This window comes from Leisingera sp. CC-HEC093 (genome assembly GCF_059429195.1).
In genome coordinates, this window is record NZ_JCAIJR010000001.1 from 1,587,975 (window position 1) to 1,601,563 (window position 13,589).

General features: G+C 65.7%; 13 protein-coding genes and 1 pseudogene. 9 read left to right on the forward strand and 5 right to left on the reverse strand.

Translation table 11 applies throughout. The annotated features are described in order from the left end of the window. Nucleotides 1-174: 174 nt before the first annotated feature. Nucleotides 175-633 (reverse strand): annotated as a pseudogene (locus tag AC5STB_RS07680) (DUF1203 domain-containing protein); the annotation flags it as partial. Nucleotides 634-801: 168 nt separating this feature from the next. On the opposite strand from AC5STB_RS07680, the gene AC5STB_RS07685 reads away from it, so the two are divergent. The 4 genes from AC5STB_RS07685 to AC5STB_RS07700 all read left to right on the forward strand — a co-directional run bounded on the left by AC5STB_RS07685 (nucleotide 802) and on the right by AC5STB_RS07700 (nucleotide 5,060). Then, complete coding sequence (locus tag AC5STB_RS07685) at nucleotides 802-936, forward strand: hypothetical protein (protein WP_495442363.1); 135 nt, start codon at nucleotides 802-804, stop codon at nucleotides 934-936. Nucleotides 937-1,073: 137 nt separating this feature from the next. Then, nucleotides 1,074-2,591 (forward strand): 2,3-bisphosphoglycerate-independent phosphoglycerate mutase, encoded by a 1,518-nt coding sequence (gene gpmI, locus AC5STB_RS07690; protein ID WP_495442364.1) that lies wholly within the window; start codon nucleotides 1,074-1,076, stop codon nucleotides 2,589-2,591. After that, entirely contained in the window at nucleotides 2,588-3,718 is a 1,131-nt protein-coding gene (locus tag AC5STB_RS07695; protein WP_495442365.1) for a murein hydrolase activator EnvC family protein, read from the forward strand. The genes gpmI and AC5STB_RS07695 overlap by 4 nt, the downstream gene beginning before the upstream one ends. A gap of 7 nt (nucleotides 3,719-3,725) precedes the next feature. Beyond that, nucleotides 3,726-5,060: a S41 family peptidase gene (locus tag AC5STB_RS07700; protein ID WP_495442366.1), complete on the forward strand. Its 1,335-nt coding sequence runs from the start codon at nucleotides 3,726-3,728 to the stop codon at nucleotides 5,058-5,060. 393 nt (nucleotides 5,061-5,453) lie between these two features. Here the strand turns inward: AC5STB_RS07700 and AC5STB_RS07705 are convergent, their stop codons facing one another. Continuing rightward, nucleotides 5,454-5,975: an NADPH-dependent FMN reductase gene (locus AC5STB_RS07705; RefSeq protein WP_495442367.1), complete on the reverse strand. Its 522-nt coding sequence runs from the start codon at nucleotides 5,973-5,975 to the stop codon at nucleotides 5,454-5,456. Nucleotides 5,976-6,120: 145 nt separating this feature from the next. Here AC5STB_RS07705 and AC5STB_RS07710 point away from each other — a divergent pair, with 145 nt between their 5' ends. Both AC5STB_RS07710 and AC5STB_RS07715 read left to right on the forward strand, forming a co-directional pair. After that, the gene (locus AC5STB_RS07710) at nucleotides 6,121-7,185 is read left to right on the forward strand and encodes a bifunctional transcriptional activator/DNA repair enzyme AdaA (protein ID WP_495442368.1); all 1,065 of its coding nucleotides are present in this window, start codon (nucleotides 6,121-6,123) and stop codon (nucleotides 7,183-7,185) included. After that, the gene (locus AC5STB_RS07715; protein WP_495442369.1) at nucleotides 7,182-7,925 is read left to right on the forward strand and encodes an isocitrate lyase/PEP mutase family protein; all 744 of its coding nucleotides are present in this window, start codon (nucleotides 7,182-7,184) and stop codon (nucleotides 7,923-7,925) included. Before AC5STB_RS07710 ends, AC5STB_RS07715 begins: the two co-directional genes overlap by 4 nt. A 51-nt stretch (nucleotides 7,926-7,976) precedes the next feature. Here AC5STB_RS07715 and AC5STB_RS07720 read toward each other — a convergent pair whose 3' ends face one another. From AC5STB_RS07720 to AC5STB_RS07730, 3 genes are all read right to left on the reverse strand, one after another. Then, entirely contained in the window at nucleotides 7,977-8,354 is a 378-nt protein-coding gene (locus tag AC5STB_RS07720; RefSeq protein WP_495444577.1) for a hypothetical protein, read from the reverse strand. A 28-nt stretch (nucleotides 8,355-8,382) separates the two neighbouring features. After that, nucleotides 8,383-9,144, reverse strand: a complete 762-nt coding sequence (locus tag AC5STB_RS07725; RefSeq protein WP_495442370.1) for a DUF6478 family protein — start codon at nucleotides 9,142-9,144, stop codon at nucleotides 8,383-8,385. A gap of 83 nt (nucleotides 9,145-9,227) precedes the next feature. After that, on the reverse strand, nucleotides 9,228-9,917 hold the full coding sequence (locus AC5STB_RS07730; RefSeq protein ID WP_495442371.1) for a hypothetical protein: 690 nt from the start codon (nucleotides 9,915-9,917) through the stop codon (nucleotides 9,228-9,230). A 294-nt stretch (nucleotides 9,918-10,211) separates the two neighbouring features. Between AC5STB_RS07730 and AC5STB_RS07735 the strand changes: the two genes are divergently transcribed. The 3 genes from AC5STB_RS07735 to AC5STB_RS07745 all read left to right on the forward strand — a co-directional run bounded on the left by AC5STB_RS07735 (nucleotide 10,212) and on the right by AC5STB_RS07745 (nucleotide 13,499). Further along, nucleotides 10,212-11,102, forward strand: a complete 891-nt coding sequence (locus AC5STB_RS07735; protein WP_495442372.1) for a CPBP family intramembrane glutamic endopeptidase — start codon at nucleotides 10,212-10,214, stop codon at nucleotides 11,100-11,102. A 63-nt stretch (nucleotides 11,103-11,165) separates the two neighbouring features. Next, nucleotides 11,166-12,116, forward strand: a complete 951-nt coding sequence (gene accD / locus AC5STB_RS07740; protein WP_495442373.1) for an acetyl-CoA carboxylase, carboxyltransferase subunit beta — start codon at nucleotides 11,166-11,168, stop codon at nucleotides 12,114-12,116. Between the two features lie 111 nt (nucleotides 12,117-12,227). Then, complete coding sequence (locus tag AC5STB_RS07745; protein WP_495442374.1) at nucleotides 12,228-13,499, forward strand: bifunctional folylpolyglutamate synthase/dihydrofolate synthase; 1,272 nt, start codon at nucleotides 12,228-12,230, stop codon at nucleotides 13,497-13,499. Nucleotides 13,500-13,589 lie beyond the last annotated feature (90 nt).

The following is a 13,589-nucleotide window of genomic DNA, read 5'->3' on the forward strand; positions in this document are numbered from 1 at the left end:
TTCAGCGTCAGGGCTTGGAGATTGATTGGATCTCCGGGGAGCATCCGCATGCTGAACACTTCATGGCGTCAGGTCCAGGCCATGGCCCTCCGCCGCCGGTGTCAGCACGATCTGTTCCACCGGCGCCCTTGTGGTTTTTGTTTTCAAAGCAAGACCGGGGTCTCTGATTTCACCCCGGTCGATCCGCGCCTGATAGCAGTTGTTGCGCGATGACCGGATGTGGATGTACGCGACCCGCTCATCCGCAAAAATCGCTTCGGCCTGCGCCATCATCTCTGCCTGCGGGATCACGATGCCAGTGCCATAGACGATCCGGTGACCGGCGCTGTAGCCCTTGATCAGGTAATCGGGGGAGCCCGTCAGCATCTCCGGCACGTCTTCCCCCTCGTGCCGTCCGCAATGATCGGCGCACAGGAAAACCGGCCCGGTCTCGGCATAGGGCTGCGCCCCGGGAAACGGACGATGGGCCAGGACCAGCATATCCGCACCTTCGGGGATGTATTTCAGGCAGTGGCGGCAGGGGTTGCCGCCGCCGTCAGATACCGTGCGCTCCGGCACTTGGCCATAGGCGTCCGGGCCGCCATTTTGCAGGGCGCGGACAATATCTGTGGGCAGGGCGGTGATCTTGGTCATCGGGTTTCTCCTTTGCTGACAGCACACTGCCTGAACCGGCCGGCAGCAATCGACCCGGATCTTGCGCATCCCGCAGCGGGGCCATGCTGAGCCTGAAGCGAAGCCCTCCCGCCCGCCGCGCAGGCATTGAAATGCCCTTTCGGCGGTAGGGCGCCTTTGCGATTGCGGATGAGAACCCGGTGGCGGGCCCATGCGGAATGCCGCGACATCTCCCGCCGGGTGCGGGAGCGGCTGGCGCAAGGCCGGCATCTCTTGACGCCGCTGAACCCCGGCGGCGGCGCGGAGGGCGGGCCGGGGATTTGAGTATTTGAGGAAAGATGAAAGCGGGGTGGCCGGGCGAAGCGCCGCGATAACGCCAACTGCGGCAGGAATGCCGGTTCACCCCGGCGCGGCAAGGCGCTAGAAGGCTTGCGAACCTTTCCTTGCCCCGGAGCTGATCCATGACCGCACCCAAACCCGTTGTCCTGTGCATTCTTGACGGTTGGGGCAGCGGCGAGCCTGGCAAGGCAAACGCCCCCTATCTGGCGGACACCCCAACTTTTGACGCGATCATGGCCAAGGGGCCGGCCGCCCGGCTGATCACCCACGGCCCGGATGTGGGGCTGCCGACCGGGCAGATGGGCAACTCTGAGGTCGGGCACACCAACATCGGCGCGGGCCGGGTGGTGGCGATGGATCTGGGCCAGATCGACCTGGCGATTGAGGATGGCAGTTTCTTTGAAAACGAAGCGCTGCAGGCGTTTATCGCGCAGCTGAAGGAAAGCGGCGGCGCGGCGCATCTGATGGGGCTGGTCTCTGACGGCGGCGTGCACGGGCATATCAATCACATCCTGGCGGCGGTGAAAGCGATCCACGAGGCCGGCGTGCCGGTCTGGCTGCATGCAATTACCGACGGCCGCGACGTGGCGCCGAAATCGGCCTTCCGCCACTTCCGCCGTCTGGAGGAGCGGCTGCCCGAAGGCGTGCGCATCGCTACCGTCACCGGGCGCTATTTCGCTATGGACCGGGACAACCGCTGGGGCCGGGTCAGCGAAGCCTATGACGCGATGATCCATGCCAAGGGGCGGCCCGGGCTGAACGCCCATGCCGCGGTGGACCATGCCTATAACCAGTCGGAGACGGATGAATTCATCGCCGCCACCGTGCTGGAAGGCTATGAGGGGGTGAAGGACGGCGACGGGTTCTTCTGCCTCAACTTCCGTGCCGACCGGGCGCGCGAGATCCTGCGCGCCATCGGCGAGCCGGGCTTTGCGGAGTTCGACGCGGGCGAGCGCCCGGAACTGGCGGGCCTCTTGGGCATGGTGGAATATTCCGATGCCCACAACGGTTACATGACCACCGCCTATCCCAAGGCGGCGATCGTCAACACGCTGGGGGCCTGGGTTGCTAAGCAGGGCAAGACCCAGTTCCGCCTGGCCGAGACTGAGAAGTACCCGCATGTGACCTTTTTCCTCAACGGCGGTAAGGAAGAGCCGGAGGAGGGCGAGGACCGGTTCATGCCGAAGTCGCCCAACGTGGCGACGTATGATTTGCAGCCGGAGATGTCGGCGCCGGAGGTAACCGCGAAATTCGTTGAAGCGATCGGAGCGGGCTATGACCTGATTGTGACCAATTACGCCAACCCGGACATGGTCGGCCATACCGGCGATCTTAAGGCCGCAATCCGCGCCTGCGAAGCGGTGGACCAGGGGCTGGCCGAGGTGGTCGCGGCGCTGGAGAAGGCGGGCGGCGCGATGATTGTCACCGCCGACCACGGCAACTGCGAGGTGATGGTGGACCCGGAAACCGGCGGCGCCCATACCGCCCATACGCTGAACCTGGTGCCGGTGGCGCTGGTCGGCGGGCCGGACGGCGCGCAGTTGCGCGATGGCCGCCTGGCCGATCTGGCACCGACCATTCTGGAGCTGATGGGGCTGGAGAAACCGGCTGAGATGACCGGGGAGAGCCTGCTGTCATGATCCGGTGCGCGGTCCTGATGCTGCTGGCCGTGCTGGCTGCGCCGCTGCAGGCGGCGGACCCGGCCGGGGCCGCGCGCGAGGCGGCTGGACAGCTGGAAGCGGCCTCGGTGCAGCTGCAGGAGGCCGCCAGTTCCCGCGACCGGGTGAAGGCGCTGACCTCCACCGTGCAGGCCTATGAGGCAGGCCTTGCTGCCATGCGCGACGGCTTGCGCCGGGTAGCGCGGCGCGAGGGGCGGCTGAGCGCGCAGCTGGCGGCGCGGCAAGAGGAAGTGTCGGGCCTTCTGGGCATCATTCAGACGATTGAGACCTCGCCGCCGCCGGTTTTGATGGTGCACCCTTCCGGGCCTTTGGGCGCGGCGCGCTCGGCGATGATGCTGGCGGAGGTGACACCGGCGCTGCAGGCCAAGGCGCAGTCCCTGAAGGCGGATCTGGACGAGGTGCAGGGCCTGCGCCTGCTGCAGCAGAACGCCGCGAAGACGCTGGAGGAGGGGCTGGCTGGCGTCCAGAGTGCGCGGGTTCAGCTGTCCACCGCCATTGCCGACCGCACCACCCTGCCGAAACGTTTCACCGAGGATCCGGTGCGCACCGCCATCCTGATCTCCTCGACCGAGACGCTGTCGGGCTTTGCTGATGGATTGGCCGAGATTGCCGACGGCGGGATTGCCGCCAGCGAGGCGGACATCAGCGCCCTGCGCGGCAGCCTGCCGCTGCCCGTTGACGGGCTGGTGCTGCGCGGCTACGGCGAGCGCGATGCCGCGGGCATTGCCCGTCCCGGCCTGCTGATCGCCGCCCGTCCGCGGGCGCTGGTCACGGCGCCTGCTGCCGCCACCATCCGCTACCGCGGGCCGCTCTTGGATCTGGGCAATGTGGTGATTCTGGAACCGCAGCCGGACACGCTGTTTGTGCTGTCGGGGCTGGCCGAGGTGTTCGGCGAGGCGGGTCAGGTGATCCCCGAAGGCACCCCTGTCGGATTGATGAGCGGGGAAAATCCGAAACCGGACGCAATTCTGTCAACAAGCGGTGAAGGGGGTGGAACTGACCGGACAGAAACGCTCTATATAGAAGTGAGAATGGACAACAGCCCGGTGGACCCGGAAACATGGTTCCGCACTGGAAAAGGTGGATGAAGGCTTGATGAAAAAATTTGCGATGGCCGCCATTGGCGGCACGCTGGCAGGGATCGTTGCAACAACCTATGTCGCAGGCCCCTTGCTGGCGCAGGAAGGCGCGCGCGAGGCAAACGTCTATGAGCAGCTGGACCTGTTCGGCGATATCTTCGAGCGCATCCGCGCGCAGTATGTCGAGGAAGTAGACGAGAAGGAACTGATCGAGGCGGCCATCGGCGGCATGCTGGCGTCCCTGGATCCGCATTCCAGCTATCTGTCGCCGGATGATGCGGCCAACATGCGGGTGCAGACCCGCGGCGAATTCGGCGGGCTGGGGATCGAGGTCACCCAGGAAGAGGGTTTCGTCAAGGTTGTCTCCCCGATCGACGGCACCCCGGCGGATGAGGCCGGGATGGAAGCCGGCGATTTCATCACCCATGTGGATGGCGAAAGCGTGCTGGGCCTGTCGCTGGACGACGCGGTGGAGCTGATGCGCGGGCCGGTCGGCTCTGAGATCGTGATTACAGTGGTGCGCGAGGGCGAGGCGGAGCCGTTTGACGTCTCGATCATCCGCGACACCATCAAGCTGACTGCGGTGCGGGCCCGCACCGAGGGCGATACCGTGGTGATGCGGATCACCACCTTTAACGACCAGACCACGCCGAACCTTGAGGAAAACCTGAAGGAGCAGATCGAGGAAGCCGGCGGGATGGAAAACGTCAACGGCATCGTGCTGGACCTGCGCAACAACCCCGGCGGGCTGCTGACCCAGGCGATCAAGGTCGCCGATAGCTTCCTGGAGTCGGGTGAGATCGTCTCGACCCGCGGCCGCGACCCGGAAGACGGCGAGCGGTTCAATGCCACCCCGGGCGATCTGGCGGACGGCAAGCCGATTGTGGTGCTGATCAACGGCGGTTCGGCCTCAGCCTCGGAAATCGTCGCGGGCGCGCTGCAGGACCACCGCCGCGCCATCGTGGTGGGCACCAAGTCGTTCGGCAAGGGTTCGGTCCAGACCGTGATGCCGCTGAAGGGCGAGGGTGCGATGCGCCTGACCACTGCGCGCTATTACACGCCGTCGGGCCGGTCGATCCAGGCGCTGGGCGTGTCGCCCGACATCGTGGTGGCGCAGCCCCGCCGGACTGCCGCGGCTGAGGAAGAGGATGACTCGCCCTCCCGCCGCTCGCGTTCGGAAGCCGACCTGCGCGGCAGCCTGAACAACGACAGCCTGTCCGAGGATGAAATCCGCCAGATCGAGGAAGAACGCGAAAAGGCGGAGAAAGCCGCGGAGCTGCGCGAGCAGGATTACCAGCTGGCCTATGCCATCGACATCCTCAAGGGGATGGTGGCGCTGGGGCCGAAGTAAGCCCGAAGCAGACACGCAGCACAAAGGGGCCGTCCGGTTGGGCGGCCTTTTTCATTTTCGCGGTGCCGCCGGGCTGGCGGGGTTTGAGTGCTGTGCCGTTCTGCGCTGAAGCCCAATTAAGGGGGCGGCGCCGCCGGATGGAGGTGGACAGACCCCGCAGGGGGCCTGCTCGGACAAGCTCGCTTGGACGACCCCCTTTTTATCAGGGCCGGTCTCCGGGTGTTGCGCAGGCAGCCCATAGATGCCTGCGCCTCGTATCATGGCCCATGCGCGGAGCCATGGCGGGGGATCGCGATCACTTGGCAGTATGGCAGAGCCGGGTGAGAATTGCGTGAAGGGGGCGTACGGTGGGTGCGCAACGGGGGGGGGCAAGGCCGGTATTGCCGGGGGACCTCAATCCTGACTGCCGGCGTCCTGACGCCCGCAATGCTGGGCGAACAAGCGGAGGAATTCGATCACGGCATCGGTGTTTCCGGCCTCAGACAAGTAGTCATGCACTTCAGCCGGAGTGAGCTTCATGAGCGGAAACCTGGCAAAGATACCCTGTGTGAACCGGTCGCTGACGGTTTCAAGCACAAGCCTGAGCTGCGCCAGCATGTCGTCGCCCCGGTGAGAAGAGTGAAGCAGCGCGATTGGCTTTTGGATAAGCTCATCGCGCGGCACCAGCCAGTCAATGGCGTTTTTCAAACCGCCAGGAACAGATCTGACATATTCGGGGCTTGAGATGATCACGCCATCACAGTCCTGTATCTTGGCAGCAAAATCCCTGACTGCGTCCGGAAGGGGGGCGCAGTCAAAATCGGGCGAAAAAACAGGAAGGCTGCACAGACCGGAAAACACCGTAACCTGATGTGCAGGTGCTGCAATCCGGGAAACCGCATGCAGCAAGGCAGTATTGTTGAGCCGGCGCGGCAACTGCCGGAAATGGCGAGAAATTTCATCGCGGAAATGTAATCCAGTGCCTGAAGGGATTCAACTTGAGATGGACTCTCGCGCCTTCGTGACAATAAACGCCCGATCTTCGGCGTACTGGCGGGGCAGGCTGGTCTATGCTTCGCCCATGATGTTTGACCTGCCTGATTCCCGCACGCTGTACCAAGCCCTGCTAGACCGCGACGCCGCATATGAGGGGCGCGCCTATGTCGGGGTGACTTCCACCGGCATCTTCTGCCGGCTGACCTGCCCGGCGCGCAAACCCAAGTATGAGAACTGCCGCTTCCATGCCACCCCCGGCGATTGCATCGAGGCGGGGTTCCGGGCCTGCAAGCGCTGCAAGCCCTTGGCGGCGGCGGCCGGGGATGACCCGATGGTGCAGGACCTTCTGGCGCGGCTGGAGGACCGGCCTGCCTATCGCTGGGGCGAGGGGGATCTGGTGCGGATGGGCTTGGATGCCTCCACCGTGCGGCGCGCCTTTAAGCGGCATTTCGGCATGACCTTCCTGGAGATGGCACGGCAGCGCCGCCTGCGCGAGGGGTTCACCGCGCTGAAAGCAGGCGAGCCGGTGATTGCGGCGCAGATTGATGCTGGGTTTGAAAGCGCCAGCGCCTTCCGCGCGGCCTTTGCTAAACTGGTCGGGATTGCGCCGGGGGCGTTCCGCAAGGATGCGCTGTTGCTGGCCGACTGGATCGACACGCCGCTGGGGGCGATGATTGCAATCAGCTGCCAGCACCAGCTGCATCTGCTGGAATTTGCCGACCGCAAGGCGCTGCCGCGGGAGGTGGCCAAGCTGCAGAAAGCGCAACCCGGCGGTTTGGGTTTTGGACGCCCGGCGCCGACAGAGCAGATCGCAGAGGAGCTGCGCCGGTTCTTTGCAGGCGAGGGCGCGCATTTTCTAACCCCGTTGGCGCTGCACGGCACAGCGTTTGAGCGCGAGGTCTGGCGCTATCTGCTGACCATCCCGGCGGGGGAGACGCGCAGCTATTCGCAGATCGCGCGGGAGCTGGGCCGCGCCTCTGCCACCCGGGCGGTGGCGCGCGCCAACGGCTCCAATCAGCTGGCCTTGGTGGTGCCCTGCCACCGGGTGCTGTCAGCGGATGGATCGCTGACCGGCTATGGCGGGGGCTTATGGCGCAAGCAGCGGCTGATTGAGATTGAGACAACCTACAGACAGAGGATTTCAGCATGACATATTCCGACCGCGCAGCGGCTTTTGCGGCGCTGCACCAGCCGGGCAACCCGTTGGTTTTGTACAACATCTGGGATGCGGGCAGCGCCAAGGCGGTTGCCGGGGCTGGGGCGAAGGCCCTGGCGACCGGCAGTTTTCCGGTGGCGGCGGCGCAGGGGTTCCCGGACGGCGAGCAGGTGCCGCTGGAGTTTGTGCTGGGCAATGCCGAACGCATCGCGGCGGCCACAGAGCTGCCGGTGACGATTGATTTCGAGGGCGGCTATGCGCGCGCACCGGAGCTGCTAACGGCCAATGTGCAGCGGCTGGCAGAGACAGGTGCTGTGGGGCTGAATTTCGAGGATCAGGTGGTCGGCGGCGACGGCTTTTACAGCATCGAAGAGCAGACGCGGCGGGTGGCTGCGGTGCGGGCGGCCCATGCGGACCTGTTCGTGAACGCGCGCACCGATCTGTTTTTGAAGGAAAAGGATGCCGCCAAACATGGCAGCCTGCTGCCGGAGGCGCTGGAGCGCGCGGCGGCTTACGCGGAGGCCGGCGGCAACGGGTTCTTTGTGCCGGGGCTGTCGGACCCGGATCTGATCGCGCAGGTCTGCGAGGGCTGTTCCCTGCCGGTCAACACGATGATGCGCGGCATCACGCTGGAAACCGCGCGGCAGGCGGGCGTTGCGCGCTGCAGTTACGGCCCGATCCCGCATGCGAAGCTGATGCAGGTGCTGGCAGAGCATTTCCAGGCGCTGGAATAGTCTGGGGGCAATAGGAACAGGCCGGCCGGTGGCGGGTCTGTCCGGCGGGTGTCAGGTGGTTTCCAGGCAGTGGCGGCGGAAGGCGCGTTTCAGCATGTCGAGTTCGGCGCGCAGCAGTTCCACCTCGGCGCGCAGGTCGTCCGCCACAGCCTCGCCGGCGATCAGGGTGAAATCGCCCAGCCGGGTACTGCCGGCGGCGTCGAAGATCACGAAGGTCTGCACCCCGTCGGCCAGCGCCTCTGCCGGGACCGGGATGGCAACCAGCCAGTCGCCCTCTGTCTGGCCCTCGGTCAGGATCACCGATCCGACCGGCTGATCCTGAAACATCACGGTGATTTCGGGCCGCGCACCGCTGGCCGGGGCGCCGCTGATCTTGCCTTCCCAGATGCCGTTGCGGAAGCGGATTTTGGTCAGGGTCAGGTTGCTCATGGTCAGGTTATTCATCGGGCTTGGCTCCTCAGATCGCCGCGCGGCGGTGGCGCGAGAAGGTCAGGTCGCGCAGGATCACCTGGTTCATATCGGGCGCCTCGAAAATCAGGTCGAGCCAGATCTTTTCGATCCGCTTTTCGTTGAGGCGGGAATAGGCCATGTCGAATTCCACCACGATGTTCTTGTCCTCCTGCGGCAGCTCGCGCACCAGTTGTTCGGTGTTGGGGCCTTGCTGGATGTTGAGCCGGGCGAAAATCTCAATCGGCTTTTCGGATTCGATGATGCTGTCGATCCGCAGCAGGTGCTGGCGGTTCATGCCGATGGCGGCCTCTGGCGGCAGGTCGATCGCCAGCGACAGGAAGGAGCCGTCGAATCTGAAAACGTCCATGCGCAGGCCAAAGGGGGCCAGGTCCTCTTCCCGCGTGTTTCTGAGCTGGCGCAGGGTCAGCTCAGAGAAGGAACAGTCGTGAAACAGCTGCACCTCATCGCCCAGCCGCGATTTGGTGGGAACCGAGGACAGCCCGCGTTCCGGCAGCGGGCCGCGCCACAGTTGCGGCCGCCAGGACCAGTCGGTGCCGTGCGGGCGCGGAAAGAAGGAGGAGCCGATCTGCGGCAGCGCCAGGCGGCCGTCGGCAGTGTGGATCAGCCGGTCCAGGTGGGTGCGCAGCTGGCGGGCCTGGTTGCGCTGGCGGCGCAATTCGGACAGCGGCGCGCGTGAGGATTCCTCAGCCGCGGCGCGCCAGCGGCGCAGGCTGCGCAGGTGTAGCAACCGGTCCATGATCCTGCCCATCGTGCTCTCTCTCGCCTGGTTTCAGGTCTTGCTTGCCCGTCCTGCCCCGTTTCGGGGGCTGGCGGCAGTGTAACCGCGCGGGGCTATTGAAATAAACCGGCAATCCGCTGGCGGAGCCTGCGTTTTTTGCGCGGTTCCGGTGCCGCGTCCGCTGCTTGTGCCGGCAGATGTACCGGTCGGGGCTGCGGGCGCAGATCTGCCGTCAGCGCCGCGGGGGCGGGCCGCGGAGGAGGCACAGCGGTCTCTAGCGGCGGCAGGGTGGAGGCCTCCAGCGTGCGGTGGGTCATCTCGTTCAGCAGCGCCGCGCCGTGGCTGTCCAGGGCGCGGCTGCCTGCAGGGGCGTAAAGCGCCAGCGCCACAAGGTGGCGGTCGAGCACAAAGGCACCGCGCCAGTGCACCGGGCTGGCGCTTTCGGCGACGGCGCCGGGGAACTCCAGCTTGACCAGAGGCAAGAGCTGGTCGTCGCGGGTTTCCAGCACTTTGGCGTCAGGGAACATGGCGGCGATATCGCCGGCCTGCGGCGCGGCCGCAGCTTCATTGGCGGGACCGATGGAGGCGGTCAGCACCGCCGATTTGCGAGCGCCGAACCAGTTCTGCCGGCCCATGCGGCTGCAATGGGCCAAAAGGCCAAAGCCGCCGTCCTTGTCCCTTTGGCTGCTGCGGCGGTCGAAACAGTACCCTGAGGGCGCCGCCAGCAGCACATCTCCGGCGGCAAAGGACATTACCTGCGTGCCTGAGCGCGGGGTTTTGCCGCCGCCTGCGGCAAAGGCCATTTCCCGCGGAGCCGGGCTGCATCCCGCAACCGCCAGGCCTGCCAGCAAAGCCACCGCCGCCGCCCGGCCGCGGCTGAGCGCATTTCCGCCGGCGGGCGGGCAAGATGCGGGTCTGCCGCTTGTTTTTCTGATCACTGCTGGTCCTGCCGGTTTTGCTTTTTTGGTAAATTTATTAGGCAGAGGCCCAAGGTGCGGCAAGCCTGAACCGCCGGCTGCGGGGCATCCCTTGCCTTGGCGTTGCAGCAATGCCTAACGTGGGCCGGATTGCCGCCCGCGGAGGGCCGGAGAGAACTTATGCACGACAGGCACAGCTACAGGGCGCATGAGGCACTGGTGCGGTTTGCCCGGATCCAGCCGGCGCTGTGGCGGCTGCTGCTGGGGCTGGTGCTGGTGGCGTTTGTCAGCTTTGCCCTGACCGCGGCGCTGCAGGTGATGCTGGCCGGGCTGTTTCCGGGCGACTGGCTGCAGGGGCTGGCGGATGGCAGCACCCCCGGCGCGATGCTGGTGCTGCTGGGCAGTTTTGCCTTTCTGTCGCTGGGTGTGGCAATGGCGGCGCGGCTGTTGCACCAGCGCGGCTTTGCCACCGTGACCGGGCACCTGCGCCCGCTGGCCTGGCAGTTCGGGCGTGTCAGCCTGTTCTTGCTGGGCCTGAGCCTGCTGCTGATGGCCTTGCCGCCCTATGATATGGGGCCGCCGATGACCCAGAACCTGCCGCTGGGGATGTGGCTGGGCATCCTGCCGCTGTCGATAGCCGCGGTGCTGGTGCAGACCGGATCGGAGGAAATCCTGTTCCGCGGCTACATCCAGCAGGCGCTGGCGGCGCGGTTCCGGCATCCGGCGGTCTGGCTGCTGGGGCCTTCGGCGCTGTTTGCACTGGGCCACTACCTGCCGTCTGAGGCGGGCGGCAACGCGCTGCTGATCACTGCCTGGGCCGGGGTGTTCGGGGTGCTGATGGCAGATCTGACCGCGCGGGCCGGCACGCTGGGGCCCGCGATGGCGGTGCATTTCTTCAACAATGTCACAGCGCTGCTGCTGTTCGGTTCTCCCACCAGCCTGAACGGGCTGGCGCTGTACCTGATCCCCTTTGACCTGGCCGACGTGCAGGCGCTGCGGCCCTGGGTGGCTGTCGACTTTGCCCTGATGCTGGTTAGCTGGCTTTGCGCGCGGCTTGCCATACGCCGCTGATTGCAATTGCGGCAAATGCGCCTTATCTGGGGGACAAACCGCGCCCCCGGAGAGGCAAGCAATATGAACTGGATCACCAACTACGTCCGGCCCAAGATCAACTCGATCTTTTCGCGCCGTGAAGTGCCTGAGAACCTTTGGCAGAAATGCGATGAATGCGGCACCATGCTGTTTCACCGCGAGCTGAGCGACAATCAGAACGTCTGCACCAGCTGCGGCCATCACATGAACATCACCCCGCGCGACCGGTTTACCGCGCTGTTTGACGGCGGTGTCTTCACCGAGGTTGCGGTGCCGGAGCCGCTGACCGACCCCTTGAAGTTCAAGGATCAGAAGAAATATCCCGAGCGGATCAAGGCAGCGCAGAAGAAGACCGGCGAGAAAGACGCGATGCTGGTGGCCGCGGGCGAGATCGGCCGCACCCCGATTATCGCTGCCGCGCAGGACTTCTCCTATATGGGCGGCTCGATGGGCATGTATGTTGGCAACGCCATCATTGCCGCCGCCGAGGAAGCCGTGAAGCTGGGCCGCCCGCTGGTGCTGTTCTCTGCCGCCGGCGGCGCGCGGATGCAGGAAGGCATCCTGTCGCTGATGCAAATGCCGCGCACCACCGTTGCGGTGGAGATGCTGAAAGAGGCGGGGCTGCCCTATATCGTGGTGCTGACCCATCCGACCACCGGCGGGGTGACTGCGTCATATGCGATGCTGGGCGATGTGCATATCGCCGAGCCGAACGCGCTCATTTGCTTTGCCGGCCCGCGGGTAATTGAGCAGACCATCCGCGAGAAGCTGCCCGAGGGCTTCCAGCGCGCCGAGTACCTCTTGGACCACGGCATGCTGGACCGGGTGACCCCGCGCACCGAGATGCGCGAAGAGCTGATCACCATCATCCGCATGCTGATGGGTCTGCCGCCGCAGGTGGCGGGCGATCTGCCCGCGCCGGCGGAGGAAGAGGTTGCCAAAGCCGCAAACGCGCCGGCGGATGGCGCAGTCAGCGAAGAAGCTGCCGAGTAAACCGGTATACACAGATACGCCTGGCCGAGAAGGCCGGTCAGCGCCCGTCCCTCCCAGGGCGGGCGCTGTTCTTTGCCACACACGACTTTCCGACCTGACAGGACCAGGCTGATGACCCAGACCTCCGACGCGATCCTCGCCCGCATGATGGCGCTGCACCCCAAGATCATCGACCTGACGCTGGACCGGGTCTGGCGGCTGCTGGCGGCGCTGGACAATCCGCAGGAAAAGCTGCCGCCGGTGATCCACCTGGCCGGCACCAACGGCAAGGGCTCGACCCAGGCGATGATCCGGGCGGGCCTTGAGGGGATGGGCAAGAGCGTTCACGCCTACACCTCGCCGCATCTGGCGCGCTTTCATGAGCGGATCCGGCTGGCGGGTGAGCTGATCTCCGAGGCGCATCTGAGTGAGGTGCTGGACGAGTGCTATGCCAAGAACGGCGGCGGGAACATCACCTATTTCGAGATCACCACGGTGGCCGGCCTCTTGGCGTTTTCCCGGACGCCCGCGGATTACACGCTGCTGGAGGTTGGTTTGGGCGGACGCCTGGACGCCACAAACGTGATTGATAAACCCGCAATTAGCGTGATCACCCCGATCTCGATCGACCATGAGCAGTTCCTGGGCGACACGCTGACCAAAATCGCCACCGAGAAGGCCGGTATCATCAAACGCGGCGTGCCGGTTGTGGTTGGTCCGCAGCCGGAGGAGGCGATGGAGGTGATCGAGGCCACCGCCGCCCGTCTTTGCGCGCCGCTGATCGCCTATGGCCAGCACTGGCATGTCTACGAGGAACGCGGCCGGCTGGTGTTCCAGGATGAGTTCGGCCTTTTGGACCTGCCGCTGCCCGCATTGCTGGGCGCGCATCAGATCCAGAACGCCGGTGCGGCGCTGGCAGCGCTGCGCCACCTGGGCGCTGATGAGGCCGCCTGCGAGGCCGCGATGGCGAACGCCGAATGGCCCGCGCGGATGCAGAAACTGAAGACCGGCCCGCTGACCGAGGCGGCACCTGAGGCAGAGCTGTGGCTGGACGGCGGCCACAACGCTGCGGCCGGCGTGGCGCTGGCGGATGTGCTGGCGAAACTTCCGGCGCGCCCGACGCATCTGATCTGCGGCATGCTGAACACCAAGGACGTGAGCGGCTATATGCGCCCGCTGGCGCCGCAGGTGACGAGCCTGACGGCCATCTCGATCCCCGATGAGATCAACACGCTGAGCGCGGAAGACACCGAGGCTGCGGCCAGGTCCGTGGGCATCGAGGCTGGCACGGCAGACAGCACCTTGGCAGCGCTGCAGGCAATAACCGCCAAAGATCCGCAGGCACGGGTGCTGATCTGCGGCTCGCTCTACCTGGCGGGCCATATCCTGCGCGAAAACGGCTGAGGCTTACGGCTGCGGCGGGGGAGGCTCTCCCGCCCGGCTTCGACCTGCCGGTCTCATCCCGTTGGGCACGGCGCCGCTGGCGCGGCTCGG